General features: G+C 69.1%; 27 protein-coding genes. 18 read left to right on the top strand and 9 right to left on the bottom strand.

What is annotated here, in order from left to right; all coding sequences use genetic code 11:
* Positions 1-79 precede the first annotated feature (79 nt).
* Positions 80-910 carry a class I SAM-dependent methyltransferase gene (locus tag OG555_RS23330; protein WP_329474646.1) on the bottom strand — a complete coding sequence of 277 codons (831 nt, stop codon included), beginning with the start codon at positions 908-910 and terminating at the stop codon, positions 80-82.
* An 80-nt stretch (positions 911-990) separates the two neighbouring features.
* Here OG555_RS23330 and OG555_RS23325 point away from each other — a divergent pair, with 80 nt between their 5' ends.
* A complete protein-coding gene (locus tag OG555_RS23325) occupies positions 991-1,755 on the top strand; it encodes a maleate cis-trans isomerase family protein (protein WP_329474645.1) in 765 nt (254 codons plus the stop codon).
* Positions 1,756-2,079: 324 nt separating this feature from the next.
* Entirely contained in the window at positions 2,080-2,814 is a 735-nt protein-coding gene (locus OG555_RS23320) for an SDR family NAD(P)-dependent oxidoreductase (protein WP_329474644.1), read from the top strand.
* Here OG555_RS23320 and OG555_RS23315 read toward each other — a convergent pair.
* The gene (locus tag OG555_RS23315) at positions 2,791-4,281 is read right to left on the bottom strand and encodes an FGGY-family carbohydrate kinase (protein ID WP_329474643.1); all 1,491 of its coding nucleotides are present in this window, start codon (positions 4,279-4,281) and stop codon (positions 2,791-2,793) included. The two genes, OG555_RS23320 and OG555_RS23315, sit on opposite strands and share 24 nt — an antisense overlap.
* A gap of 131 nt (positions 4,282-4,412) precedes the next feature.
* Here OG555_RS23315 and OG555_RS23310 point away from each other — a divergent pair, with 131 nt between their 5' ends.
* From OG555_RS23310 to OG555_RS23290, 5 genes are read left to right on the top strand one after another with little or no spacing between them, the layout of a single operon-like run.
* Positions 4,413-5,705 carry an ABC transporter substrate-binding protein gene (locus OG555_RS23310; RefSeq protein ID WP_329474642.1) on the top strand — a complete coding sequence of 431 codons (1,293 nt, stop codon included), beginning with the start codon at positions 4,413-4,415 and terminating at the stop codon, positions 5,703-5,705.
* Positions 5,705-6,592 carry a carbohydrate ABC transporter permease gene (locus OG555_RS23305; RefSeq protein ID WP_329474641.1) on the top strand — a complete coding sequence of 296 codons (888 nt, stop codon included), beginning with the start codon at positions 5,705-5,707 and terminating at the stop codon, positions 6,590-6,592. The genes OG555_RS23310 and OG555_RS23305 overlap by 1 nt, the downstream gene beginning before the upstream one ends.
* Positions 6,592-7,503 (top strand): carbohydrate ABC transporter permease, encoded by a 912-nt coding sequence (locus OG555_RS23300; protein WP_329474640.1) that lies wholly within the window; start codon positions 6,592-6,594, stop codon positions 7,501-7,503. Before OG555_RS23305 ends, OG555_RS23300 begins: the two co-directional genes overlap by 1 nt.
* Positions 7,500-9,950 (top strand): beta-galactosidase, encoded by a 2,451-nt coding sequence (locus OG555_RS23295; RefSeq protein WP_329474639.1) that lies wholly within the window; start codon positions 7,500-7,502, stop codon positions 9,948-9,950. Before OG555_RS23300 ends, OG555_RS23295 begins: the two co-directional genes overlap by 4 nt.
* Before the next feature lie 12 nt (positions 9,951-9,962).
* Positions 9,963-11,210 carry an ROK family transcriptional regulator gene (locus OG555_RS23290; protein ID WP_329474638.1) on the top strand — a complete coding sequence of 416 codons (1,248 nt, stop codon included), beginning with the start codon at positions 9,963-9,965 and terminating at the stop codon, positions 11,208-11,210.
* Here the strand turns inward: OG555_RS23290 and OG555_RS23285 are convergent.
* A complete protein-coding gene (locus OG555_RS23285) occupies positions 11,207-13,099 on the bottom strand; it encodes an ABC transporter ATP-binding protein (RefSeq protein ID WP_329474637.1) in 1,893 nt (630 codons plus the stop codon). The two genes, OG555_RS23290 and OG555_RS23285, sit on opposite strands and share 4 nt — an antisense overlap.
* 88 nt (positions 13,100-13,187) lie before the next feature.
* Between OG555_RS23285 and OG555_RS23280 the strand changes: the two genes are divergently transcribed.
* The gene (locus tag OG555_RS23280; protein ID WP_329474636.1) at positions 13,188-13,613 is read left to right on the top strand and encodes a MarR family winged helix-turn-helix transcriptional regulator; all 426 of its coding nucleotides are present in this window, start codon (positions 13,188-13,190) and stop codon (positions 13,611-13,613) included.
* Between the two features lie 223 nt (positions 13,614-13,836).
* On the opposite strand, the gene OG555_RS23275 is transcribed toward OG555_RS23280, so the two are convergent.
* Positions 13,837-14,496 carry a response regulator transcription factor gene (locus OG555_RS23275; protein ID WP_329474635.1) on the bottom strand — a complete coding sequence of 220 codons (660 nt, stop codon included), beginning with the start codon at positions 14,494-14,496 and terminating at the stop codon, positions 13,837-13,839.
* On the bottom strand, positions 14,484-16,445 hold the full coding sequence (locus OG555_RS23270; RefSeq protein WP_329474634.1) for a sensor histidine kinase: 1,962 nt from the start codon (positions 16,443-16,445) through the stop codon (positions 14,484-14,486). Before OG555_RS23270 ends, OG555_RS23275 begins: the two co-directional genes overlap by 13 nt.
* A gap of 142 nt (positions 16,446-16,587) precedes the next feature.
* On the opposite strand from OG555_RS23270, the gene OG555_RS23265 reads away from it, so the two are divergent.
* On the top strand, positions 16,588-17,208 hold the full coding sequence (locus OG555_RS23265; protein WP_329474633.1) for a hypothetical protein: 621 nt from the start codon (positions 16,588-16,590) through the stop codon (positions 17,206-17,208).
* Here OG555_RS23265 and OG555_RS23260 read toward each other — a convergent pair.
* On the bottom strand, positions 17,202-18,116 hold the full coding sequence (locus tag OG555_RS23260; protein WP_329474632.1) for a 2-dehydropantoate 2-reductase: 915 nt from the start codon (positions 18,114-18,116) through the stop codon (positions 17,202-17,204). The two genes, OG555_RS23265 and OG555_RS23260, sit on opposite strands and share 7 nt — an antisense overlap.
* A gap of 56 nt (positions 18,117-18,172) precedes the next feature.
* On the opposite strand from OG555_RS23260, the gene OG555_RS23255 reads away from it, so the two are divergent.
* From OG555_RS23255 to OG555_RS23245, 3 genes are read left to right on the top strand one after another with little or no spacing between them, the layout of a single operon-like run.
* Positions 18,173-18,700, top strand: coding sequence for a CGNR zinc finger domain-containing protein (locus OG555_RS23255; protein ID WP_329474631.1), 528 nt, complete (start codon positions 18,173-18,175; stop codon positions 18,698-18,700).
* A 53-nt stretch (positions 18,701-18,753) separates the two neighbouring features.
* Positions 18,754-19,287, top strand: coding sequence for a maleylpyruvate isomerase N-terminal domain-containing protein (locus tag OG555_RS23250; protein ID WP_328523249.1), 534 nt, complete (start codon positions 18,754-18,756; stop codon positions 19,285-19,287).
* Entirely contained in the window at positions 19,284-20,240 is a 957-nt protein-coding gene (locus tag OG555_RS23245; protein ID WP_329474630.1) for an alpha/beta hydrolase, read from the top strand. The genes OG555_RS23250 and OG555_RS23245 overlap by 4 nt, the downstream gene beginning before the upstream one ends.
* 28 nt (positions 20,241-20,268) lie before the next feature.
* Here OG555_RS23245 and OG555_RS23240 read toward each other — a convergent pair whose 3' ends face one another.
* Together OG555_RS23240 and OG555_RS23235 are read right to left on the bottom strand one after the other, a co-directional pair.
* Positions 20,269-20,934 (bottom strand): hypothetical protein, encoded by a 666-nt coding sequence (locus tag OG555_RS23240; protein WP_329474629.1) that lies wholly within the window; start codon positions 20,932-20,934, stop codon positions 20,269-20,271.
* Positions 20,919-21,815: a LysR family transcriptional regulator gene (locus OG555_RS23235; RefSeq protein WP_329474628.1), complete on the bottom strand. Its 897-nt coding sequence runs from the start codon at positions 21,813-21,815 to the stop codon at positions 20,919-20,921. Before OG555_RS23235 ends, OG555_RS23240 begins: the two co-directional genes overlap by 16 nt.
* A gap of 94 nt (positions 21,816-21,909) precedes the next feature.
* Between OG555_RS23235 and OG555_RS23230 the strand changes: the two genes are divergently transcribed.
* From OG555_RS23230 to OG555_RS23220, 3 genes are all read left to right on the top strand, one after another.
* A complete protein-coding gene (locus OG555_RS23230; protein WP_329474627.1) occupies positions 21,910-22,428 on the top strand; it encodes a dihydrofolate reductase family protein in 519 nt (172 codons plus the stop codon).
* On the top strand, positions 22,429-23,058 hold the full coding sequence (locus tag OG555_RS23225) for an HAD family hydrolase (RefSeq protein ID WP_329474626.1): 630 nt from the start codon (positions 22,429-22,431) through the stop codon (positions 23,056-23,058).
* A gap of 84 nt (positions 23,059-23,142) precedes the next feature.
* Complete coding sequence (locus OG555_RS23220; protein ID WP_329474625.1) at positions 23,143-23,832, top strand: 2OG-Fe(II) oxygenase; 690 nt, start codon at positions 23,143-23,145, stop codon at positions 23,830-23,832.
* A gap of 3 nt (positions 23,833-23,835) precedes the next feature.
* Here the strand turns inward: OG555_RS23220 and OG555_RS23215 are convergent, their stop codons facing one another.
* Positions 23,836-24,474 (bottom strand): hypothetical protein, encoded by a 639-nt coding sequence (locus OG555_RS23215; protein WP_329474624.1) that lies wholly within the window; start codon positions 24,472-24,474, stop codon positions 23,836-23,838.
* Between the two features lie 25 nt (positions 24,475-24,499).
* On the opposite strand from OG555_RS23215, the gene OG555_RS23210 reads away from it, so the two are divergent.
* From OG555_RS23210 to OG555_RS23200, 3 genes are all read left to right on the top strand, one after another.
* Positions 24,500-24,946 (top strand): GNAT family N-acetyltransferase, encoded by a 447-nt coding sequence (locus OG555_RS23210; RefSeq protein WP_329474623.1) that lies wholly within the window; start codon positions 24,500-24,502, stop codon positions 24,944-24,946.
* Between the two features lies 1 nt (position 24,947).
* The gene (locus OG555_RS23205; protein WP_329474622.1) at positions 24,948-25,673 is read left to right on the top strand and encodes a phosphatase PAP2 family protein; all 726 of its coding nucleotides are present in this window, start codon (positions 24,948-24,950) and stop codon (positions 25,671-25,673) included.
* A gap of 70 nt (positions 25,674-25,743) precedes the next feature.
* Positions 25,744-26,706 carry an LLM class flavin-dependent oxidoreductase gene (locus OG555_RS23200; protein ID WP_329474621.1) on the top strand — a complete coding sequence of 321 codons (963 nt, stop codon included), beginning with the start codon at positions 25,744-25,746 and terminating at the stop codon, positions 26,704-26,706.
* The last annotated feature ends 62 nt before the right edge of the window (positions 26,707-26,768 follow it).

Raw genomic sequence — 26,768 nt, 5'->3', positions numbered from 1 at the left:
TGGCTGTTGCCTCACGCAACGGACTGTCGCCGACCGGCACTGGCCCGACCGGGCCGCGTTTCCCTACGGCTCACTGGCGTCAGCGCCAGATGACGGCTTCGATCTCCCGGCGGCGCTCGGAGAACAAGCCGTTGCCGGCGGCCTTGGTCAGCAGGTCGCGAAGGTCGGCCTCGAAGGCGGCGAGGTCCGGGCCGAGCAGGTGGGGGGTCGAGCTGGACAGCGAGAACACGGACGCGACGATGTCGTCGACGCTGCGGTCCTCTATCTCGTTGCCGCCGACGACGATCCGGGCCGGGCCGCGGTAGCCGGCCGTGCGCATGACCTCCTCTTCGCCCCCGCGGGTGCCGGTCGGCAGCACGCTCTGACCGGCGCGGCGGACCGGGCCGAGGTAGCGGACGACGAGCTTGTCGATGTCGTCCCAGGGTGGGCGTGGATGCGGGAGCTCGTCGGTGCCCTCCACGCCGCGATGAGTGGTGGCGCCGACGTGCACCCAGGCGCCGTCCGGCGTCAGCATGCCGCGAACCCGGTCGGCGACGAGCGCCTGATCCATCCAGTGGAAGGACTGCGCGAACGTGACCACCCGGAAGGTCCCGAGATCGGCCGGCAACTCCTCGGCTCGCAACTGCCGCCACCGCACGTTGGTCGACTCCGACCGACTCGCGGCCACCTCGAGCATCCCGCCGTCCGCGTCCACCCCGACCGCTTCCGCGAACAACGGCGCGAGCAAGAGCGTCAGCGACCCCGGACCACAGCCCACGTCCAGCAGCCGCCCGCTCCCGTCGAGCCCGAGCTCGTCCCGTACGGCGTCGGCCAACGCAGCCGGGTAGGCCATCCGCCCGACCGCGTAGTGCTCGGCGCTCCCGGCGTACAGGCTCGGATCCCACTGCCAGTTCCACTCGGTCGAGTCCATCCCGCGATGCTATCGACGGCTCCTGGTCTGCCGTCGACCGAATTTCGGCGCACACTCGAGGGTGGGGGAAGGAGCGTGTCATGTGGCAACCAGATGGATGGGATGTGCGGGCACGGATCGGTGTACTGACGCCGCACGGTGACGTCGGGCCCGAGTCGGAACTCCAGGCGATGGCTCCGGAGGGTGTTCGGGTGCATGCGACCCGTGTGCCGTTCGGGGGGATCAGGTCGGGCGGCCAGATGGACCCGACGATCCCCTTGGCGCCGGTGCAGGCGTTCGTCGAGCCGCCGGACATCGACGAAGCGACGGCCCTGCTGGCCGCCGCCCCACTGGGTGCCATCGGCATCGGATTCACCAGTTCGGCGTACGTGATCGGCGCCGACGGTGAACGCAAGGTCGTCGAGCGGCTGATGGAGCACAGCGCCGGCATCCCGGTGGTGTCCACGTGCGCCGCGGCGGTGGCCGGACTGCGGACGCTGAACGTGCAGCGGCTCGCGCTCTTCAACCCGCCCTGGTTCGACGCGGAGCTGGACCGGCTCGGTGCCGGGTACTTCACCTCGCTGGACCTGGACGTGGTCCGGCACGGACCCTGCGAGCTGCCGAGCAATCAGCGGAGCATCAGCCCGGCCGACCTGATCGCGTGGATTGTTGCCCACACACCCGACAGCGCCGAAGCCGTCTTCATCGGTGGCAACGGCTTCCGCACGGTCGGCGTGATCTCCACCTTGGAAGCAGACCTGCAGCGCCCGGTCCTCACCGCCAATTCCGTCCTGCTCTGGGCGCTCCTCCACGCCGCCCGCACGGCCGCCCGCCCGACGAACTACGGCAGGTTGTTCGCGCTCTGAGACAGCCGGCCGAGCCATTGCCACCCGCAACTGGTCGATCAACCCGCCGGCTCCCCGAACCCGAAGGCGCTCGCGACCTCAGCAGCCGTCGGTACATGCATGGACCGGCGCTGACACAAGTGTCGTGTAACAGCCTCCGACTCTGAGTGTCTGCTGAGAACTCCGTGAGTGGTCAGGGGGTTGCGAGGGGTCAGAAACGCCGACAGGGGTTCGATCTGAGCACTTCACGACGTAGGCTGCTCCTGCATCGGGGGAACGGTGGGGCGCTGCAGGGGGGAACTGCATGATGCTGGACTTTGGCCTGCCCTTGGGCAGGTGCACGCGATGATTCCGTTGCGACGGATTCTGGTCTGGATCTCCGGTGCATCGGCCGGGCTCGGCGCCGCTCTGGCGGCGACACTCCCGTTCGACGCGGAACTCGTCGACATCTCTCGCCGCGGTGGTACGCCGGGCGCCCACCACGTCGCGGTCGATCTGGCCGACCCGGACTCGTGGCCGGTGGTCGCGACGGACTTCAGGCAGCGACTGGACGGGTACTCCCCGGAGATGGCTGTCTTCATCCACAGCGCCGGCACGCTCACACCGCTGGGGCCGGCTGACCGCGTCGACACCGCGGAGTACACGCGCAACGTGCTGCTGAACTCGGCCGCGGCCCTGGTGCTCGGCCAGGCGTTCCTCAGCGCGGTCTCCGGCCGCGACTGTGAGCAGCACCTGATCATGATGTCCTCCGGTGCCGCCAGCCGACCGCACGAAGGCGAGTCGAGCTACTGCGCCGCCAAGGCCGCGATCGACCAGTGGGTCCGGACGGCCGGCCTCGAGCAACGCCGGCGAGATCCTGGCTGCCGGGTGATCTCGGTATCACCCGGCGCGGTCGACACCGACATGCAAGCCGAGTTGCGTGCTTGCAGCGACGACCAGGTGCCGGAGGCCAGCCGCTTCCGCCAGATGGACGCCCAAGGCCTGCTGTCCAAGGCGGAGGACATCGCCCGGACGATCTGGTCGACGCTCGACCGCGACCTCGACAACGGCAGCGTCCTACACATCCGCGATCTGACCTGAGCGCGCCAGCCGGTGGATCTGCGCACGAGTCGCCGGATACAGCTCCGTGTAGGTCTGGAAGAGCTCCCCGTACGTCGAAGCCGTCGACGGATCGGGACGGACCACGTGATCGGGTCGGGCCCAGTCGGTGTCCGGCGGGACCAGGCCGATCCCGATCGCCGCCAGCAGGGCATCGCCGTACGACGCTCCGATCGTCTGCGCAGGCACCTGCTGCTCCAGCCCGCACACGTCACTCACGATCTGCGTCCACAGCCCACCCTGCGTACCGCCGCCGACGGCAACGATCCGCTCCGGCCGCCCGGCCGCTTCTTCGAGAGCGCCGATGATCTGCCGCACCCCACAAGCGATTCCTTCGTACGCCGCTCGCAGCAGGTGACCACGCCCGTGCCGCAGCGTAAGTCCGGCGATCACACCACGGGCCAGCGGATCGTAGATCGGCGTACGCTCCCCGCTGAAGTACGGCAGCAGCACCAGCCCCTCACCACCGGCCGGAACGGCGGCCGCCTCCGCGACCAGCGTCTCGAACGGCACTCCACCGGTCAGATCCTGCAACCACGTGGTGATCGTCCCGGACGTCGCCATCCCGGCCGCCAGGGTGTGGGACGAGGGCTCGACGCCTGACGTCGTCCAGAGTCCACTGACACTGGTCGGTGCGGTCAGCACCTGGACGAAGAACATCGTCGAGCCGTACATCAGCATCAGGTCGCCAGGACGCCGCACCCCAACGCTGAAGGCTTCCGCCCAGGCGTCGACCGTGCCCGCAACCACCGGAGTCCCCTCGGCCAGTCCGGTCTCCGCAGCCGCGACGCCTCGCACCACGCCGACCTGCTCGGACGGCCACACCAACCGTGGCAGCGCCAGACCCGGCAGCACAGCTTCAACCCAGTCCCTGGCCCAGTCCTGCGTGCGGATGTCGTAGAAGGGATCGCACTGGCTCGCGGTGTGGTGATCGAGCACCCACTCACCGGTCAGCCGGGCCACGACGTACGTATGCGCACTGAACCATCGATCCTGCGGTTGCCAGTCCTCCCCTGCCTCCCGCCGCAACCACTCCAGCTTCGGTCCGATCGCCTGACTGGACAGGTCCTTGCCACAGCGTTCGAGGATCGCGTCCGCGCCGAGTTGCCCGGTGATCTCCTCGATCTCCCGGGTCGCGCGGGTGTCGACGCCGTACAGGATCGCCGGCCGCCGCGGCCGCAGCTCGGCATCGGTCTGTACGACGCATGGTCCGAGGCCCGAGACACAGACGGCGGCGATCTCCGCGTCCGGATGCGCGGACGTCAGCTCGGCGAGGACGTCCACGACATCACCCCACCAGTCGCGGTCCGGATCCATCTCGGCCCAGCCCGGCTGCGGCAGGCTCGGCGCGTGCTCGCGCCGGGCGACCGCCCGCACCGTGCCGTCGAGCGTGGTCAGAACAGCCTTGGTACTGCCCGTGCCGATGTCGACCCCGATCACGAAGCTCATCCGGCAACCCTAGAGTCCAGCCGCCTGGTCACGGTTTGGACATCTGCCGGACGAGGTCTTGTCACGGGTTATTCCAATGGTTAGTTTAACCGCCACTCTAATCAGGCTGGGCTGGGCGGAAGAGGTGTGCGATGGGAACAGCGTTCTCGCGGCGGGGGTTTCTCGGGATGGGACTGGCGGCCGGCGTCATCACGCTGACGGCCTGCGGATCGGACAGTGACAAGAGCTCGTCGTCGGGGAACGCCACCGCCGCCGACCTGGTGATGACGGTGTGGGGCGGGGAGAGCGACAAGACGGCGTACCAGAAGCGGATCGACCTGCTGGTGAAGAAGTTCCCCGAGCTGAAGGTGACGCTGCAGCTGATCCCGAACGACGGGTACGCCCAGAAGGTCCAGACGATGATTGCCGGCGGCAAAGGCCCGGACATCATGCAGGTCGCCGAGAGCGTCAACGTCTACTCGAGCAAGAACCAGATCCAGCCGCTCGACGACCTGGCGACCAAGGCCGGGATGGACCTGGAGAAGCGGTTCGGCGCGATCGGCAAGCTCTACTCGTACCAGGACAAGGTCTACGCGATCCCGGACCGCTCCGGCGCCATGATCGTCTTCTACAACAAGGCGCTGTTCGCGGCGAAGGGCATCAAGGCACCGACCGCGGACTGGACCTGGGACGACGCGCTGTCGGCGTTCAAGGAGCTGTCCGTGCCCGGGAAGCAGTGGGGCTACGCAGGCGGTGGCTGGTGGGCGCAGTGGTGGAGCTTCGTGTACCAGAACGGCGGCCGGATCATCGACGACAGCGGCAAGCCCGCGGTCGCCACCGACGAGGTGATCGACGCGCTGCAGTGGACCGGCGACCTGATCTTCAAGCACGGCGTCGTACCGACCCAGAAGCAGTACGCCGACATGGGCGCGGACGTCGGCGGCGACCAGGCGTTCGCGAACGGCAAGGTCGCGGTCAACACCACCGGCTTCTGGGGCATCAGCGGCCTCACCAAAACCAAGATCGACTGGGACATCGCGCCGCTGTGGCGGGGCAAGGAGCAGGCGGTGACCGCGTTCGGCAGCGGCCTTGCCATCTCGCGGACCGCGAAGAACCCGCAGGCAGCGTTCAAGGCGATCGACTTCCTCACCTCGCCGGAGGCGCAGCAGCAGATCATCGCCACCGGCCAGGACGTTCCGGCCAGCCTGGAGGTGCAGAAGAGCGACGCGTTCCTGAAGCCGGCCTGGATGACCAAGCCGGTGAACATGAACGTGTTCGGCGAGTCCAGCGACTTCATCTACCGGGCCCCGTTCATCCCGGCCTGGAACGAGATGCAGAAGGCGTTCGACGACGGGCTGGCCGACTTCTGGCTGGGCAAGCAGGACGCCCGCGCCGCGCTGACCGCGATCCAGCAGCGGCTCGAGTCGATCGTCAAGCCCGGCTGATGTCGACGCTGCGCCGCCGGGAGGCGCTGTGGTTCTACCTGTTCGCGTCACCGTGGATCATCGGGTTCGTCGTGTTCCTGCTCGGGCCGATGCTCGCGTCGGTCTACATCTCGCTGACCGACTGGGACTCGTTCACGCCGCCGAAGTGGGTCGGACTGCAGAACTACACCCGGCTGCTGACCGATGACCCGGTGTTCTGGAAGGCGTTGTGGAACACGTTCTACTACGCCGCGATCTCGGTGCCGCTCGGGCTCGGGATCGGCTTGTGGCTGGCGAACCTGCTGAACAAGCAGGTTCGCGCCCGCAAGGTGTTCCGGACGCTGATCTACCTGCCGACGCTGGTGCCGCTGGTGGCGACCGCGATGATCTTCAAGATGGTCCTCGCGCCGTCCGGCCCGCTGAACGACGTCCTGGGCTGGGCCGGGATCCCCGGGCCGTCCTGGTTGCTGGAGTCGGTCTGGGTGAAACCGGCCCTCATCCTGCTGTCGGTGTGGGGTGCCGGCGGCGCGACCGTACTGTTGCTCGCGGCAATGAAAGGCATCCCTCGGGAGCTGTACGAGGCGGCCGAGGTGGACGGCGCCGGGCCGGTCCGGCAGTTCTGGAGCATCACCGTCCCGCAGTTGACGCCGATCATCTTCTTCAACCTGGTGATGGGACTGATCGGCGCGTTCCAGGTGTTCTCCCAGGTCTACATCCTCACCAAGGGCGGGCCGAACAACGCCAGCCAGATGATGGTGCCGCTGCTGTTCGACGAGGCGTTCTCGTTCTACCACCTGGGGTACGCGTCGGCGATCTCGTGGCTGTTGTTCGCGGTGATCCTGGTGTTCACCCTGCTCGCCTTCCGCACCGCCCGGCGCTGGGTGTTCTACGAGACCGAGGTGAAGTGATGGCCACCGCACTCTCTACCGCCGCCGCACCGGCGCGGGAACGAACCACACGTCGGGATCGGGTCGCGGGCGTCTTCCGGGCGTCGCCGTTCAGCTATGCGACGCTGATCATCGTGTCCGCGGTGCTGTGCGTGCCGCTGGTGTTCGTGGTGTCGATCGCGCTGTCCAGCGATCAGACCGTCAACGCGAACACCTTCACGATCCTTCCACGCGAGTTCCACTGGGACAACTTCACCCGGGTGTTCGGCACCGACCTGCCGATGCAGCGGTTCCTGCTGAACTCGGTGATCATCTCGGCCGGCGCGGTGCTCGGCCAGGTGCTGTCCAGCGGACTCGTCGGGTACGCGTTCGCGCGGCTGCGGGCGCCGGGCAAGAACGCGCTGTTCATCATCGTGATCGCGACGATGATGATCCCGGCCCAGATCACGATGATCCCGCAGTTCATCCTGTTCAAGGACCTCGGCTGGGTGAACACCTACCTCCCGCTGATCGTGCCGAACTTCTTCTCCAACGCCTTCAACGTGTTCCTGGTCCGGCAGTTCGTGTCCCGGCTGCCGAGCGAGGTCGACGAGGCGGCGATGGTGGACGGGCTGGGCTTCTTCGGCATCTACCGCCGGATCATGCTGCCGATGCTCGCGCCGGTGCTGATCGCGATCGGCATCTTCACGCTGACCGCGACCTGGGGTGACTTCATGGGCCCGCTGATCTACCTGAACGACGAGGCCAAGATGCCGCTGGCCCTGGGCGTGCAGTACATCACCAGTACCTCGGCCGCACTGCAGGCGCCACCGTGGAACCTGGTGATGGTCGGCTCGATCCTGCTCACTGTGCCGATGATCCTGGTCTACTACCTGGGTCAGCGGTATCTGTACGAGATGGACATCAACGGCGGTAGTGCGGGGGTCAAGTGAGTTCGGTTGCGTTGAACGGCCAGGGCATCGTCATCGACGGCAGGCCGCAGGTCGTGCTGTGCTCGTCGCTGTTCTACTTCCGGCTGCCCCGGGAGCAGTGGCGCGCACGGCTCGAGCAGGTCCGCCGGTCCGGCTACACCTGCGTCGACGTGTATCTGCCGTGGAGCTTCCACGAGCTCGCGCCCGGGCGGTGGTCGTTCGACGGCCGGCGAGATGTGGCGGCGTTCCTGGACCTCGCGGCTGAGGTCGGGTTGCACGTCATCGCCCGGCCCGGGCCGTATATCTGCTCCGAGTGGGACGGCGGCGCGCTGCCGGCCTGGCTCGGGCTTGATCCCGCCGTACGCGTCCGGCAGAACGAGCCGCGGTTCCTCGCGGCCGTGACGGCCTGGTTCGACCACGTGCTGCCGTTGATCGCGGCTCGTCAGCACGGCGCGGGCGGCTCGGTGATCATGGTCCAGCTGGAGAACGAGCTGGACTTCTTCGACTGCGCGGACCGGCCTGGATACCTCACCGCCCTGCGGGACCAGGCTGTTGCTCACGGCATCGACGTACCGCTGATCGCGTGCGCTGGTCAGGGTGACCTCTTTGGTGCCACCGGCGACGTCGAGGGCGTCGTACCGGCGTGCAACTTCTATCCGAACGACGATTCGCCGTTCATCGAGGAGGAGGTAGGTCGCTATGCGGCACTGCTTGCGGACCGCGGGCTGCCGCTGCTGATCACCGAGACGAACCGGCGCCACCGGACCCTGCGGCGATTGCTGGCCAGCGGGGCGTCGTTGATCGCGCCGTACCTGCAGTCGTCGGGGTGGAACTTCGGCTACACCCCGTCGAGCGGCAACTGGGGGAAGCCGGGCAACTTCATGAGCCACGGGTACGACTTCGGTGGTTACGTGTCGTCGACGGGTGCCGAGCGGCCGGAGTACGCCGAGGCCCAGCTCTTGACACGCGTGCTGGATGCGCTGGGTCCGCGGTTGGCGCTGGCGACACCGGGTGCAGCGGTCGAGGTGACGGCCGACTTCCCGACCAGTTCCGTTCCCTCGGTCCTCGACCTCGACGGCGGCGGGCGAGTGGTCGCCGTACCGAATCTGAGCGACACCGACGGGCGTGCGGTCGTCAACGGTGTCTCGGTCGCCGTCGGTGCGGACTCGTGTCCGTTGATGCTGCTGGATCTGCCGGTTGGCGATCAGACCTTGCGGCTGGCGTCGGCGGACTTGGTGTCGTTGGACGACGGGCTGGTGTTCTGCTCGTCCGTGCCGGTGACCGTTGTCATCGGCAACACGTCGGTGGAGATCGCGGTAGGGTCCTCACTCGTGGTCGAGGGTGTTCAGGTCACCGTGGAACCACGATCGGAGGTCGTGGCTCCGCAGACGCCGGCGGCGACGTCGGTCGGTCAGGTGCGGCGACGGTCCACTGTGCCCACGGAGAAACCGGCAGGTACCCATGACCTGCCACCCACGCTGGAATCGCTTGGTGTCTACCGCGGACGCGGCACCTACACGACGACCGCGGAGCTGACCGACGAACTGCTGCTCGTAGGTGCGGCCGACATCGTGGATCTCTCGGTCGGCGGCCGAGTGCGAACACTTGCCGGCTTCGGCGCCGTGGAGCGCATCGACGTCCGTGGCCTCAGCGGCGAGATCCACGCCACTGTGGAGATCTGGGGCCATGCGAACTTCGACGACGCCCGGTTGCCTCCGCTTCGCCTCGGAGCACTGCGCGGCCTCGGCACGCTGTGGACTGTCATCGAGACCCGGGACATCTCCGCATTGTGGACAGTCGACGGCCACTGGGCGGGCGATCCGGCACCACTGCGCAGCCTGACCGGCTGGAGCAGCACCCGCATCGGTACGCCGGTCACGTACACGCGCCGCCTCGACACGGACACGCCGACCGCACTGCATCTGGACGGCGTCCGCGAGCCGGTCACCGTGACGGTGGACGACGGCGAGCCGATCGTCGTCCACACCGAGGACCCGTGGGCGCTGTTGCCCGCGGGCACCAAGCAGCTCTCCGTGACGATCCCCCACAATCCGAGTGGCGGCGGTCTCCGCGCCGAGTTGCTCACCCTGGATCCGGTGCGCGACTGGACGTGCGCCGTACAGGACGACGACGTGCTGACCGCCTTCGCACAGGCCCGCGAACCAGGCGCCGGGATCGACCTTCCGCTGGCGCTGGCACCGGGTGAGGAGGCCTGGCTCGACGTCGAGCTTCCAACGTTGGAGAATGGTGTCGTTCTCCGGCCGGAGGGGACCCAGCTGCGCGTCACCGGCTGGGCGTCCGGAGAGTGTTTGGGGCGGGTGTGGGTCGGCGACCGGCCCGCGTTCTCCGGTGGTGATCCCGACGTACTGTGGATTCCGCCGGGATGGTCCGGGCTGACGCTGCTGGTGCGGGGCGTCGACGGGCCGGCCACTCCGGAGCTACGTACGCTACGGCTGGAGCCGACCTAGAAGGGGGACAGAGTGCCGCGGCAGACATCCCGTGACCTGCGCAACGAGAGCCGGTTCGAGGTGCTGCACGCACTCTTCACCCTCGGGCCGTCGACCCGGCAGGAGATCGCCAAACACACCGGCCTGAGCACGGCGACCGTCGCGACGCTGGTGACGCAGTTCCTGGCCGAGGGCGTGCTGCGGATCGCGACCGTCGAGCAGAACACCGTCGGCCGCCCGTACGAGCGGCTCACCATCGACCCCGACCGCGGCCGCATCCTCGGCATCGATGTGGCCGAGACGTACGTCGACGCGACCGTGTACGACGTCACCCTCGGCCCGCTCGGCCAGAGCGAGGTCGCGCTCGACGAGCACCAGAACGGCCAGGCGTACGTCGTCGACGGCATCGTCCGCGCCATCGACGCGGCGGTCGAGGCCGGCGGCACCGACCGCAAGCGGATCATCGGGGCCGGCGTGAGCATGCCCGGCCAGGTCCAGCCGGACGCCGGCGTCTCGGTGTTCGCGCCGAACTGGGACTGGCACGACGTCAAGATCGAGGCCCTGCTCGAGGAACGCCTCGGCATGCCGGTGTACGTCGACAACCCGCTGAAGGCGGTCGCGCTGTCGGAGATGTGGTTCGGCGTCGGCCGAGTTACCAAGAGCATGGCCGTGGTCAACCTCGGCACCGGCGTCGGCGCCGGCATCGCGATCGACGGGTCGTTACTGCGCGGCGCGGCCAACAACGCGGGCGAGTGGGGACACACGCTGCTCCAGCTCGACGGCCGGCAGTGCCGCTGCGGCCGGCGCGGATGTGTCGAGGCATATCTCGGTGTGCACGGCCTGGAGACGACACTGGCGGAGATCGACCCGGATCACCCCGCGCTCCAGCAGCCGCAGCAGCGCGGGTTCGTCGAAGCGGTCGCGGTCGGTCTGGCCGGCGACGACCCGGCTCTGGTGGAGCTGGCCCGCCGTACGGCGCACTATCTCGCGGCGGGGCTCGGTGATCTGGTGAACCTGCTCAACATCCCTCACATCACCCTGACGGGCTGGACCACGGTCGCGCTGGGCGAGTGGCTGATCCCCGCCGTCACCGCCGAACTCCCCGACCACGTCCTGCCCGGCTCGCTACCGGGCCTGACGGTCGAGGCCTCGCGCGTCGCGGGCAACCCGGTGGCCCTCGGGATGGCCGCGTTCACGCTCGAGCAGTTCCTCGGCGCCCTGGGCCTCGCCAGCCCAGCGAGCGCCCCGACCACGCGCCGGCGGCTCCGGTCGCCGGCTTAGGCTGCCTTCTCGAACTGGGTGGAGTAGAGGTCGGCGTACAGGCCGCCCTTGGCGAGGAGTTCCTCGTGGGTGCCGCGTTCGCGGATGCGGCCCTCGTCCAGGACGAGGATGACGTCGGCGTTGCGGACGGTCGACAACCGGTGCGCGATCACGAGCGACGTACGGCCGACGAGTGCGTTGGCGAGTGCTGCCTGGACAGCGGCCTCGGACTCGGAGTCCAGGTGCGCCGTGGCCTCGTCGAGGATCACGATCGACGGCGACTTGAGCAACAGCCGCGCGATTGCGAGTCGTTGACGCTCGCCACCGGACAACCGGTAACCGCGATCGCCGACGACGGTGTCGAGACCATCGGGCAGGGTGCCGACCAGGGTCGCGATCTGCGCGGCCACGAGCGCTTCGTGCAGCTCGGCGTCGGTCGCTTCCGGGTTGGCGAGCAGCAGGTTGGAGCGGATCGTGTCGTGGTACATGTGCGAGTCCTGCGTGACCACGCCGATCACCTCTCGCAAGGAGCGTTGGGTGACCTCGCGGACATCGCAGCCGCCGACGAGTACGGCTCCACCGGTCACGTCGTACATCCGGGAGACCAGCGACGACAGCGTCGTCTTGCCGGCGCCGGACGGGCCGACGACAGCGACCAACTGTCCGGGCTCGACGGTGAAACTGACGTCCTTGAGGACGTCCTCGCCGGTCTCGGCCGACAGGGTCGCGACCGACTCCAGCGAGGCGAGCGACACCTCCTCGGCGGACGGGTAGTGGAAGGACACGTGGTCGAACTGGATCGACGGCTCGGCGTCGGCCGGCAGCTCCTTCGCGTCCTTGCGGTCGGCAACCATCGGCGGGAGGTCGAGCACCTCGAGCACACGCTCGAAGCTGACCAGCGTCGTCATCACGTCGACCTGGATGTTGGACAGCGCGGTGAGCGGTCCGTACAGGCGGGTGAGGTACGCCGTGAGCGCGACGACCGTGCCGATCCCGAGCGTTCCCTCCACCGCGAACACGCCGCCGACGCCGTACACGAGGGCAACGGCCAGCGCGGCGACCAGGGTCAGCGAGACGCGGAAGATACTCGCGTACATCGCGGTGGTGACGCCGATGTCGCGGACCCGGGCCGCCTTGCCGGCGAACTCCTTCGACGAGTCCTGCGTGCGGCCGAAGACCTTGGCCAGGACGGCGCCGGCGACGTTGAAGCGCTCGGTCATCGTCTGCGCCATGGTCGCGTTCAGCTTGTAGGTCTCGGCGGTCAGCTCGCGCAACTTCCCGGCCATCAGCCGGGCGGGGATCACGAACAGCGGCAGGACCACGAGCGCGAGCAGAGTGATCTGCCACGACATCACGAACATCGCGCCGAGCACGAGGGTGACGCTGAGCAGGTTGCTGACCACGTTCGACAGGGTCGAGGTGAAGGCCTGCTGGGCGCCGAGGACATCGCCGTTCAGGCGCTGGATGAGCGCGCCGGTCTGGGTGCGGCTGAAGAACGCGACCGGCATCTGCTGCACGTGGTCGAACACGGCGGTGCGCAGGTCGTAGACGAGTCCTTCGCCGATCCGCGCGGAGAACCAGCGCTCGCCCAGCGTGACCGCGCTGTTGACGACCGCGAGCAGCGCGACGACGAGGGCCAGCCACACGACCACGTCGGCGCGGCCCGGGACGATGCCGTCGTCGATGATCGCGCGGAACAGCAAGGGGGTGACGGCCCCGGTGCCGGCGTCGAGGGCAACCAGGACGAGGAAGAAGGCCAGGTAGCCGCGGTAGGGGCGGGCGAAGCCGAGGATGCGGCGGAGGGTGCCCGCGGTGAGCTTGTGGTGCCGGACGGAGGAGTCCTTCATCAGCGATCGCATCGCGCGACCGCCACCGCCTCCCCCACCCGGGAGTCCGGAGATCTGTGACATGCAGATCCTTTCGGTCGGGGATCAGATATACTGAGCTTACCTCACTATGAGCTAACCTCACAAGATCCTCAACCACTAGGCTCTGGTCGTGCACGCTCCGGATGACTCCGCGGAACAGATCGCGGCCCTGCTCGACGGCATCGTCCGCCGGCAGCGGCGCGCGTCCAGGGAAGGGCTCGGCGAGAGCGTCACCCACGGCCAGTTCCGCGTCCTCCGCACCCTCGACCGCGCCGACCGCGCCCTGCGCCTGAGCGAACTGGCCGCGCAGCTCGGCATCGTCCCCCGCTCGGCCACCTCGGTCGTCGACGACCTCGAGGCCGCCGGCCTGGTCGCCCGTCACCCCGATCCCAACGACCGCCGCGCCACCCTCGTCACCCTCACCCCGGCCGGCACCCAGATCCTCACCACCCTCCGCCACAACCGCCGCGAAGCCATGGCCACCCAACTCACCCGCCTCACCCCCACCGAACAATCCACCCTCATCCACCTCCTCCAACGCCTCACCGACGACTGACGGATATCCGGCTCTACTGACGTATCCGTGGGTGGTCCCGTTGTGCCGGGTGCCGCAGGGTGGGGAGGATCGGGATCCCGGATCGGGTGGGAGATCCTCCCCAGCCCGGGCAGGGCGGCGTCGCGCGCGCCTCGTTGTGATGGCCTGGCGGACCGGCCGACGGTACCGGAAAACACCCACCGAACCGGCAAAAGAGCCGGATATGCCATCGAGCGCCGGGTCCTCACCGGCCTCGGTCTGGGGTAGCCGCGCTGAGGTGGGTCAGTACGGCGAGCACCCGGCGGTGACCATCCTCGGTCTCGGGCAACGACAGCTTGGTGAACACGTGCCGGACGTGCGCCTCGACCGTTCGCTCGCTGAGGTAGAGCCGCTTGGCGATGCCACTGTTCGTCAGGCCTTCGGCCATCAGCTCGAGGACGTCGCGCTCGCGATCCGTCAGCATGGCCAGCGGATCCCCAGCCCCACGCCGCGCCACCAACCCGGCCACCACCTGCGGATCCAGCGCCGACCCACCCCGCGCGACCCGCTCGGCCGCGGCCAGGAACTCGCCGACATCGAGCACCCGATCCTTCAGCAGATACCCGAACCCACCGAGCGACACGAGCTCGACCACGTGATGGGTCTCGATGTGCTGGGACAGCAGCAGTACGCCGATCTCCGGGTGCGCACTCTTCACCGCCTGAGCCGCCCGGGCACCCTCGTCGCCGAAGCCGGGCGGCATCCGGATGTCCGCCACGACCAGATCCGGCCGGTACGACGTGACCGCCGCGAGCAGCCCGTCCGTGTCGCCGAAGGTCGCCACCACCTCGTGCCCGCCGTCGACGAAGAGCATCTTCAGCCCTTCTCGGAGCAGGACCTGCTCCTCGGCGATCACGATCCGCATGGCAGCTCCGCGACGAGCGTCGTACCGGTGCCGGGCCTGCTCTGGATGTGGAAGGTGCCGCCGAGCGCCGCGACCCGATCGGCCAGGCCGGTCAGCCCGGTGCCGCGACGGGCCGCGGCTCCACCCACGCCGTCGTCGACCACGCGCACGACCAGCCGCTCGAGGTCCTGGTCGGCGATCAGATCGACGCGCGTGGCGTTGGCATGCTTGACCGCGTTGGTGAGACCTTCACAGCAGATGAAGTACGCCGCGGCCTCGATGCCGGTGTCGAAACGCTGGTCGGGCATCCGCACCGACACCGGCAGCGGAGCACGACGCGCGAGTTCCTGACAGGCGGGGGCGAGACCGGCATCCAGTTGCGCGGGCGGCAGACCGCGAGCCAACTCGCGGAGCTCACCGATCGCCACGGTCGCCTCGGCGACCGCGCCGTCCAGCGTGACCCGCACGTCCGCGGGTGGCGCCGCTCCGAGTTGGTGCTGCGCGTGGCGGAGCGCGAGGCCGATGGACACCAGCCGCTGCTGGGCGCCGTCGTGCAGATCGCGTTCGATCCGGCGGCGTTCGGCGTGCCCGGCGGCAACGATCCGGGCCCGGGAGGCCTTCACCTCGACGAGTTGGACGTTGAGCTCGGCGCGCAGCCGCGCGACCTCTACGGCGAGACCACCGTCCTCGACAACCCGGCGCAGCAGGTCCGGGCCGATCCCGCCGGTGCCGTCGTACAGAACCACGCCGATCGGCTGGTCGCCGCGTTCGATCGCGATCCGGTGCCGGCCGTCGGCGTCGGCGCGGGTCGTGCCGGCCAGGTCGACGTACCGGCGGCTCTCCGGCAGGAAGACGAGGAGGTCGAGACCGGGGTCGCCGAGGATCTCGCGCAGGACGGCTTCGACGTCCTCCGGTGCGCGGCGGCCCGAGCGGACGTCTTCGAGGAAGCCGGCCATCCGCTGCAGGGCGTCGTACCGGGCCCGGTTGAAGCGGCGGTCGACGGCGTCCTGGATGCGGCCGCGCAACGGGCGGAACAGCACGGCGCACACCAGCGTCGCGATGGCTGTGGTCCAGGCCGAACCCCGGCCGAGAAAGGCGCCCAGGGCAACGGTCACGACGGCGTACGCCGAAATCAGCAAGACCGTCAGGCCCGCGTACGCGACGGTCCGGCTGATGAACAGATCGATGTCGTAGAGCCGGTAGCGCAGGATCGCGGCACCGGCGGCGAGCGGCAGGCCCGAGAGTGCGAGGGCGGCGATGACGCCGGCCACGGGGGTGACGTACCAGAGCAGGAAGGCCGTCGGCAGAGCCACGCCGGCGACGGACGCGGCGAGCACGAACCACTTGAGTTGCTGGCGTTCCAGGCCGGTCGAGCGCCGGAAGCGGACGGCAAGTGAGACGACCGCGCCGATCAGCGCGCCGAGGAACAGCGGCATTCCGATGGCGAGAAGGGCACCGGTCGGCAGCGACTCGACCGCCCACGGGTTGTGGCCACTACTGAAGTCCCGGCCCCTGGCTGGACTCAGCGACCAGGCGACCATGCTCAGCACCAGACCGGCCGCGGCGATCCACGGCAGCGGACGCCAGCGCCGGCTCGGCAGCTGGCCGGTCGGGAAGAGCAGGAAGGTGAGTGTCCATCCGAAGCCGCTCGGCAACCAGCTGACAGCGGAGATCCCCTCGCCGACCGGACCGCCGGCCCAGCCTTCGGCGGCGGCCCGGAGTCCCCAGCCCTGGGCCAGGTCCGCGGCGAGTGCGTTGAGCAGTCCGAAGCCGCAGAACAGCCAGCCGATCGCGTTCTCCGGATGCCGCCGGGCGATCAACGCTCCCGCGCCGACGGTGGTCACACCGATCGCCGCGTACAGCAGCGTGTCGTAGACGGGTTCGAGCCGCCACGACAGGGCGATCGCGGCGATCTCCGCGACCACGGTCACTCCGAACAACACAGCCGGTAACGGCCGGCGCCCACGCACGCCACCATCGTGGCAGCGCCGGACGATCCCGCCAACAGTGCTGGCACTGACGCGGTTTCGCGCGCCGATCGGCGTACTGACGCCGATGCGCCGGGCAACCGCCGAAACCTAGCGTCGAAGCACACTTCGAAAGGTGGGAATCATGAACCGCAAACTCGCAGTCATCGGTCTCGTCGGCGCCGTCCTGACGACGCTGTCCGGCATCGCCGTGGAGGTGCTGGTCAAGCCGGCCTCCGACGTCTCCGACACGATGTGGAGCTACCCCTGGAGCAGCGACGCCATCGTTCCGGTCTCCATCCTGTACGCCGGGTTCCACCTGCTCGTTCTCCTCGGCATGCTCGCCGTGGTTCGCGCGATGGGGAGCCGCGGCGGCCGGATCGGCGCGATGCTCGCGGTGGTGGGGACCTTCGTCCTCCTCGTCGCGGAGCTCGCATCGATCCCGATCGCCGGCCAGCGGCTGGACGACACCGGCCCGCAGATCGTCGGCCCGGTGTTCGGCCTCGGGGTCGCGCTCACCGCGGTCGGGTTGCTCGTCGCCGGCCTGGCGGTGCTGCGCTCAGATGACTGGACGGGGTGGCGTCGTTACGCGCCGCTGGCCGCGGGCATCTGGTCCTTCCTGTTGATCGGCGTGAGCATGACCAGCGCCATCGCACTGGGCGTCGCTATCTACGGCGTCACGCTGTGCGTCCTGTTCGCAGCCGTCTACCCACACCAGTCGACCGTCTCCTCCGAACCTCAGCTCCGGGCCCGCATCGATCACTGAGGGGTGGTCCGCGCGGCGGCCAGTTCGTAGAGGAAAGTGTTGACCGGAGTGGGGACCCCGGACTCGCGTCCAAGGCGGACTACCGCTCCGGTCCACGCCTCCAGCTCGGAGGGCCGGCCGGCGATCAGGTCCCGTTGAAGAGACGTGGTGCCGTCAGCAGGCAGCTGGTCGATCCAGGCAAGGGTTCTGGGTACGACGTCCGCCGCGAGAGCGATGCCGCGCGCCAGGGCGACGTCGCGGATCTCGGTGGTTGCCTCGGTGAGGAGCCGGCGGGTGCCGGGTCGCGTGCGGAGGACGCCGTACCCGGCTCCGCTCGCCGTACCGAGGCCGCCGCTCGGAACGACGGACAGGAACTTGGTCCACAGGCCGGCCCAGATATCGTCAGGGACGGTCGCTTGGAGGCCGGCGTCGACGAAGGCGTCGCGCAGCCGCTCGGAGCGGGGTGTCGGCTGGTTGTCCCACTCGCCGAAGGTCAGCTTGCCGTTGCCGAGGTGGCGGATGATCCCCGGACCATCGACGTACGCGATCACCTCCGCGGCACCCGGCAGGACCGCGTCGCGGCCGTAGACCGCAGCCACCTGGTCCGGCGCCTCAACACCGTTCTGGACCGTGACGATCGCCGTCGCATCGCCGACCAGCGGACCGATCGTGGTGGTCACCTCGGGCAGTTGCCAGGTCTTCACACAGACGAGCACATAGTCGGCCTCACCGAGCTCGGCCGGGTCGGCGGTGGCTCGCACCGGCGAGAGCTCCAGGTCACCGGCCGGACTCCGCACCACCAGCCCCTGGGACCGCAGCGCCTCCAGGTGCTTGCCGCGCGCAACAAAACCGACGTCCTGCCCGGCCGCGGCCAGCCGGGCACCGAAGTACCCACCGACGCCACCCGCTCCGACGATCGCGATCTTCACAGCCACACTCCTCGGTTACCGGTTCATCTGGTAACACCGATGATAGACTAAGTCGCATGAGCTTCACCTGGGTGGGCGGCCGGCCGTCGGTCGACTTCACCGCGACCCTCGGCAAGCGCCGGCAGACCCCGTTCGAGCGAGTCCCGGTAGCTTCCGACCTCGGCCGCTGGTTCCACGCCGCCGGCCTCGCCGATCACCCCGTCGCGGTCTCGCCCCGCACGTTCACCCGGGCCCTGGCACTGCGCGAAGCCCTCTACCGCCTCTTCACGGGTACGACGCTCGCCGCGGACGTCGACCTGGTCAACCACTGGAGCGCCCGCCCGCTCCCCGGCCCCCGCCTCACCGGCGACCTTCGAGCCGACAACACCACGACAGACGCCGCCGGCCTCCTCAGCGTGCTCGCGCGGGACGCGGTCGACCTCCTGACCGGGCCTCTCGCAGACCGGATCCGCACCTGCGCCGCCGACGACTGCTCCCTGCTGTTCGTCGACGAGAGCCGGGCCGGCCGGCGGCGCTGGTGCTCGATGAACACCTGCGGCGCCCGCGCGAAGATGGCGCACTATCGCGCGGCTCGGGTGGATTGAAGACATTCTGCAGTCCAACCGGTAGACGACCCGCGGCATGGTTCAGTGGGCGCATGCGTACACCGAAGACTTCTCCGGTCGAGGCGGCACAGCTGCTCCGAACCGACCAGGAGCTCCTGCTGACCCGCATCGACGGACGGACTGAGGCTGAGCTGCGAGCGCCGTACCGGGTGACGGCCGGCCCGCTCGGCCACTTCTGCGACTCGTTGCACGACCTGGTCGCGCACATCCTGATGTGGGACGAGATCACCCTCGCCGTACTCCGGGACGCCAAGGCCGGCCGCTTGCACTGGAGTATCGACCCGCGCTGGGAGACGGCCGAGATCGGCAGCGCTCTCAACGTCGGCGGCGTCGAGGCCGGTCGCCACATCCCGTCCGACCTGCTCCGGCACCGCTTCGACAGCGTCGGCGCGGCACTCGTCGCCGAGATCGAGCAGTACGACGAGAAGTCGTGGTCGGACCCGTCGACGGGCGGCGGGTTCGACGGCGGCATCGGCGCGCTGGCCGAGTACGCCTCCACTCCGCCCGACGGCATCGTCTTCGGCCACGCCGCCCGCCACCTCCAGCCCGCGCCGGTCTCCGCATGACGGCCGAGATCGTCGACAGCCCGCAGTTCGCGGCCGAGACCGACCAGCTGCTGAAGATCTTCGCGAACCAGCCCGAAGGCCCCGACCTCGACCCCTATCAGGCCCTGTTGCTCGATCGCGAGGAGCTCCCGGACCCGGAGCTGGCCGGCGAGTGCGATCCGCGGACTCACCCCGAAGACCTCACCATCACCTTGCCGGACCGCCGCCTCGAGGCGCGCGTCTATCGTCCGCTGACCTCCGGTCCACGGCCAGTTGTGCTCTGGTTGCATGGCGGCGGTTTCATCGGTGGGGATCTCCGCGACATCGAGTACGCGACCTCGGGAATCGCTGTCGCAGGCAACGTTGTCGTTGTCTCGCTCAACTATCGACTGGCGCCCGAGAGCCCTTATCCAGCAGGGCTTCACGACGTTCGCGACAGTCTCGACTGGCTCCGCGAGTACACAGCTGAGCTCAACGGTGACGGCAGGATCGCGGTCGGCGGTCAGAGTGCGGGCGCCGCACTCGCCGCCGGCGCCTGCCTGCTCGCGCGCGACGAGGGCACTCCGCTCCCCGACCGGCAGATCCTCTGCTACCCATCCCTCGACCTGGACCAGGACACCGAGTCGTACCGGTCGTTCGACGGCACATTCCTGAGCATCGCCCCGGGTGGTTGGTCCTCGACGCAGTACTTCCCCGACGGCGACCTCCCCGCCGCGGCCGTACCGCTACGGGCAGCCACGGTCGCCGGCCTGCCGCCCGCACTCGTCCTCGCCGCCGGACGTGATCCGCTGCGTGACGATGCGCGCATCTATGCGAACCGGCTCGGGCAGGACGGCGTACCGGCGCGGCTGGTCGAGTACGCGGACACGATGCACGCGTTCCTCAACTTTCCCGCGGCCCTGTCGGCCGGGCGGCACGCGGTCGAGCTGATCGGCGCCGACCTGCGGACGACGTTCAACGGACCCCGCCCATGAGGCCGGGCCGCCAGGGCGAGCGCCCACCTCAGCTGGTGTGCGGGATGAAGAACTTGGCCGGATCGCCGGCGGCTCTGGCCCCGGACTGGATCCAGGCGGCGAACGCGTCTGGACTGCGTCGCTCGAGCTCGTCGAGGTACGCGCGGCGGACGTCGGCCATCGCGGACCGGTGGTCGGCCGTCGAGGAACTCTGCAGCCGGGTGAAGCTCCGCCGCCACGCCAGGCAGATCTCCTCGTCACTCAGCTCGCACAGGCTGCGCGCCACCGCGGACAGATATCGAGGTGTGGGTAACGGTGGTGGGGGCACGTCCTGCGACTGACGCTTCGGCTCGGCCGGCTGGCGGGCGGCAGGCCGCAGCCGGGCGAGCACCGGCGGCGACAAGGTGATGATCAGCCCGACCAGGACCAGCGTCTCCAGACCCACCGCCGCGGCGAACCCACAGATCGCCAGCACCAGCAGACCGCCGAGAACGGCCAAGCGAGGTGTCGATCGGATCAAATCCGCCGACGGCAACTCCCGCGCGAGGCCGACCTGCAGAGCGGCCGCCCCGGCCACCGCGGCCGCGACCAGGAAGGCCACCAGGTTGGTCGACAGGCCGACGAACACGATCGCCGAGGCCAGCCCGATCGTGGCCAGCAGCACGACGGCCGCTCGCCAGATCCGGTCGTAACGCGATGCTAGGCGCTCCCGCATGCGGACCTAGTGCCCACTGCACCGGATCTCAACACGCCCTGCAACGCCTCGACGAAGGCCGTGGTAGCCGGCGGGTCCGGTGGTTCGCCGTACGTCGCGAGATAGATCCGGCGTACGACGGACAGCTCGGTCGCCTGCACTCCGTCCAGATGGTGTGAGCGCAGCGCCAGACCCGGCATCGTGGTGACTCCGAGACCAGCCGCGACGAAGGCCTGCTTCACGATGATGTCGTCGCTGGTGTAGGCGATGCGCGGCGTGAACCCGGCGTCCGCACAGTGCTGGAGCAGTTCCTGCCGGCAGTTCGCGCACCCCGCGATCCAATCCGAGTCCCGGTGGTCGGTGAGGGTCTCTCCCGAACGGCGACTCAGTAGCTGCACGGGATCGTCGAGGAGATAGGTGTACCGAAGCCCGTCGTCCGGGACGTCGTCGTCGTACCGAAACAAGATCGCAAGGTCGATGTCGCCCGCGCGCAGCTGTCGTGCCGCGACGACCGGGTGGGCGTCGGCCAACTCGAGCTCGAGGTTCGGATGCTCGCGGCGCAACTCAGCGGCGGCCGGCGGCACCAGGACGCTGAGCGCTGAGGAGAACGCCCCGACCCGGACGCGCCCGGACTGCAGACCGACCAACGAGGCGAGCTCCGCGTCGGCCGCATCGACGCGGCCGACGATCTCGGCCGCCCGACGCGCGAGCACCTCGCCTTCGGGCGTGAGCCGGATGCCACGGCCGACTCGCTGGACCAGCTTCGCGCCGGTCGCGGCCTCCAGCCGGGCGAGGTGATGACTGACGGTGGGCTGGGTGTAGTGCAAGGCCTCGGCCGACGCGGTCACCGAACCGTGGGCGGCGACCGCGGCCAGCACGCGCAGCCGGACGAGATCGAGCATGGATCGATGGTATCTATGCGTTCGAGCCGAGATTGGCATTAGACGCATACACTTCCGGACCGGCAGGGTGGTGGTCGAACGAGAGGAGAACAGCATGACCGGCAAGGTTGTCTGGCACATGACGATGTCCCTCGACGGCTTCATCGGCGACCGGGACGACAAGCTGGACTGGAGCTTCGGCGTGAACGAGCCGTCCGAACTGGCGGCCGAGGTCATCCGGACCACGGGCGCGTTCCTGTGCGGCGGGCGACTCGTCGACGCGGTCGGCGACAACCGACCGTACGGCGGTGTGTGGACGGGCCCGGTCCTGATCTACACCCACAAGGACCCGGCGACCAATCCGGTCCCGGAGTTCACCTACGTCTCCGGCGACATCCGCGACGTCATCGCCAACGGCCTGAAAGCCGCCGACGGCAAGAACCTGGTCGTCACCGGCGGAGCCGTCCCCCGCCTGACCCTGGACGCCGGCCTGGTCGACGAGATCGTCCTGCACATCGTCCCCGTCCTCCTCGGCGAAGGCGTCCGTTTCTACGACAGCCCCGGCGTCGAACCGACCAACCTCAAAGTCCTGACCACCGAACGCACCAACTTCCGCTTCGAGGTCATCAAGTAGATGGTCCAGCGCTTCGTCGTCCTCGATGCCATGGGCGTCCTGTACCGGCACGGCAACGTGGTGAGCGGCGTCCTCATCCCCTACCTCCACCGGCACGACTGCCCGCGCACCGAGGCGGAGATCCGCGACATGTACCGCCGTTGCACCCTCGGCCAACTGTCCACAGACGAGTTCTGGGCGGCGGTGGACGTCGGCCGGACAGCGTCCGACAGCGACTACTGCCGCAACCATCAGTTGACGGTTGGCACAGTCGGCATGCTGCGGGGTCTCCACGAAGCCGGTCTCACGGTGTTGGTGCTCACCAACGATGCCGGGCCATGGTCCGCCCACCTCCGGCGACGCTTCGGCCTCGAGCCGTACGTCGACCACTGGTACGTCAGCGCCGAGATCGGTGCCCGCAAACCCGACCCGGCCGCGTACGACGCCGTACTGGCGCACCCCGGCCTCGACCCGGCTCACACGGTCATGGTCGACGACCGGCCGACCAACCTCGCCGCAGCCCGGGCCGCGGGTCTGTGTCCTGTTCTCTTCCACAGCGAGGACACCGCCGCCAATCCGGCTCCCGACCTCGATGTGGCCGGTGCCCGCAACATGCCGGAGCTGCTCAAGCTTCTGCTCGCGCACGGCTGAGGCGGTGGCGGTAGGTCGCCTCGGTTGGACTCACACAGTTGGGGGCCGGCGCGTTCCTTGGGTATGGACAGATACGCGCAGCGAGTGGCGAAAGCCGACTGGGACGCCGTGACCGCCGAGGTGAACGATCTCGGGTGCGCGCTGCTGCCCCGGCTGCTCACGCCCGCCGAGGCGGCCGGCATCGCCCGGCTCTATGACGACGTGAGCAGATTCCGGGCCACGATCGACATGGCCCGGCATCGCTTCGGCGAGGGACAATACCGGTACTTCGACCGTCCGTTCCCCGAGGCGATCGAGGCGTTGCGGCAGGCGCTCTACCCACGGTTGTTGCCGATAGCACGCGATTGGTACGCCAAGCTCGGCCGCGACGCGGAGTGGCCGGACACGCTGGACGAGTGGCTCGACATGTGTCACCGCGCCGGCCAGACACGTCCCACGCCGATTCTCCTGCGGTACGGTGCAGGCGACTGGAACGCACTCCATCGGGACCTGTACGGCGACAAGGTGTTCCCACTCCAGGTCGTGATCAACCTCAACGACCCCGGCGTCGACCACACCGGCGGCGAATTCCTGCTGGTCGAACAACGCCCCCGAGCCCAGTCCCGCGGCACCTCGACCCTCATCCCCCAGGGCCACGGCCTCGTCTTCACCACCCGAGACCGCCCCGTCCCCTCAACCCGAGGCTGGTCCGCCTCCCCCGTCCGCCACGGCGTCTCCACCATCCGCACCGGCCACCGCCATACCCTCGGCCTCGTCTTCCACGACGCGAAGTAAACGCTACTCGGCGGAGGCCAGTTGTTCGCAGATGTTCCAGGCGGACTGGCGGAGGAGGGCTGCGGTGTCAGCAGGTAGGCCCTTGACTGGTACGTCGGTGCCGACTGGGTCCTCGTTCAGTAAGGCGATGAGGAAGACGCAGGCCGCGAGGTAGCTGCCGGCGAGCGCGGGGTGACTGTTGTCCGCGTCGTGGAGGACGGGTTCGTCGTACTGCGCCAGGAAGCGTTCCCAGACCATCCCGACCGGTACGAGCGTCGCACCCAGCTCCACCGCGCTAGCGGCGTACGCGTCGGTGAGGGCCTGTTGGGTCTCAGGGGCGTTCCGCCTCGCCCAGGTCTGGTAGAGGGCGGTCCGGGCGCCGGCGGCCGAGATCGCGGCGTGGAAGTCGCGGGCGCTGTCCCGGAAGCGCGCCGGGCTCTTGATCGGGAGCGTGCTCTGCTCCTGCAGTACGACGGTGTCGAAGTCGCCGGTCGCGATCGCCTCGAGGGCCTTCCCGGCGTTGAGGTGCTGGCGCAGGGACGCACCGCCGGCCGAGATCAGCTTGTGCTCGAGATCGATCCCCCGGGCGCCGGCCAGACCCTTGAGCAGGCCGGGCAGATTGTTCCGGGCCGTGAAGCTGTTACCGACAAAGAGAATCCGCACACCCGGACGCTACTACGCTGGGGAAGTGACTGAACTTCGGATCGTGCCGGTGACGGACGACGCGACGGTGCTGGACTGGCAGCGGGTGCACAACGAGATCATCCCGACCGCGCCGTTGTCGGTGGACGACATCCGCGAGCGCGCCACCCGCAACGTGCTCGAGGTCGCGTACGCCGGCGACGTACTGGTCGGCTGCTCGACCGTGCGACCGCCCTCGGAGGAGACCGAGGCGGTCACGGTGATCGCGCGCATCCTGCCCGAGCACAGGGGGAAGGGGTACGGCGAGACGCTCTACCAGCACTGTCTCGCGAAGGGCCGAGAGCTCGACGGGAAGGGCGTCGAGACGCACATCCTCGCCACCAACGAGGAAGGCCTGCGGTTCGCCAAGGCCCACGGCTTCACCGAGGTCGAGACCTACCTCCTGCCCGGCGACACGATCCCGTTCATCGAACTCCACCTCGCCTGCGTGTGAAATGACGTCAAGCGGCAGGACCAGCGAGACCGGCCACCGGTACGGCGTGCTGGCCGCGAGCGCGGTCGTGGTCGTGGCCGGGACGCTCTGGCTGATCGTCCTGGCCGACGCGGCGACCGAATCCGACGGGTTGGCGGCGTTCGATCCCGAGCTGACGGCAGATGCCGTGTCACACCGGACGACGGTCCTCACCGCGATCGCCCGCACGTTGACCTTCATCGGCAGCGCGGCGGTCCTCATTCCCCTGACAGTTGTCGCGGCGCTGGTCCTGTGGCGCTGGACCCGATCACTGCGAGCCCCGGCCGTGCTGGTCCTCGCGATGATCGGCTCGACAGTCTTGACGAGTGTGTTGAAGGCGCTGATCGGGCGTGCGCGACCCGATGCCGCGCTCGTCCTGGGTCCTGTCACCGAGACGTTCGCGTTCCCGTCCGGTCACACCCTGAACTCGACGGTCTTCTACCTCACCCTGGCCGCGCTGGTGTGCGAGAGAATCGACTCGCGCCGGACCCGGACCGCCGTTCTCGGGGTCGCGGTGGTGATAAGCATCGGCATCGGCCTGAGCCGTGTCTACCTCGGCTACCACTGGGCCACCGACGTAGTCGCCGGCTGGACCGTCGCGATCGTCTGGCTGGTGATCGTCCTGAACGCCGCCGCCTTCATCCGCAACCGTCTCGACCAACGCCGCGACGGGCCTGCGCCCGCGGCGGAAGGTTCACCCCCGCACTGACCGCAGTCGTCCGGCTCCTGCGGTGGCAAGTCGTTTGCCCGGGCCCTGCGCGATGGGTGAGGATGCTGGGGTGCGCTTTTCGATCAATGTGCCGAACTTCGGGGACTTCGCTGACGCTCGTACGGTCGCGCGGGTGGCTGCCGCGGCTGAGGAGGCGGGGTGGGACGGGCTGTTCGTGTGGGATCACGTGGTGCACAGCAAGGAGCAGCGGCGGGGGCAGGCGTTCGGGGATCCGTGGATGTTGCTGACCGCGGCCGCGCTGGCGACGTCGCGGATCACGGTGGGGCCGTTGGTGACGCCAGTGGCGCGGCGGCGGCCGGAGCAGCTGGCGCGCCAGGTGGCGACGCTGGATGCGCTCAGCGGTGGACGGGTGATCTTCAGCGCGGGGCTCGGTGGGCCGATCGCGGACGAGTTCGGCAGCTTCGGCGACGTGACCGATCCGAAGGTGCTGGCCGAGAAGCTCGACGAGGGGCTCGACCTGCTGGCGGCGTACTGGTCCGGTGAGACCGTGAACCACGCCGGCAAGCACTACCGGGTCGACGACGTGACGTTGCTGCCGGCAACGGTTCAGCGGCCGCGGCCGCCGGTGTGGATCGCGGGCTACTGGCCGCGGAAGGCACCGATGCGCCGGGCCGCGCGGTGGGACGGCGCCGTACCGCTGTTCCAGAACGCAAACCACGGCGAGGCTCCGCCGGTCGACGAGCTGCGTGACCTCGTCGGCTTCCTCCGTGACCAGGGTGGCGACCGGAGTACGCCGTACGACGTGATCGTCGGCGGCATCAGTCCGGGCGATCCCGCGAAGGCCCGGGCGCTGATCGAGCCGCTCGCGGAAGCCGGCGCGACCTGGTGGGACGAACGCCAACTGATCACCGGCACCGACTTCTACCGCCTGGAGCCGGTCCTCCGCCGAATCGAGCAGGGCCCGCCCAGCCTCTTGACCGACCGGGACTCGATCATACCGGGCCTGCGACTGGCAGATCGTCGTCTACCTCAACCATCGGGAGCTGCGGTTACTCGCGTCAGCGTGACTTGAGAGATCCTGGAGGTATGAGCGACGAGCATCCGTCCTGTTGTGTGCCACCGCGACCGGTGACT

The sequence above is a fragment of the Kribbella sp. NBC_01484 genome, assembly GCF_036227145.1.
In the GTDB taxonomy this organism is placed as follows: Bacteria; Actinomycetota; Actinomycetes; order Propionibacteriales; family Kribbellaceae; genus Kribbella.
The sequence above is the reverse complement of the archived record's forward strand: the minus strand, read 5'-3'. Positions and strand labels throughout refer to the sequence as shown.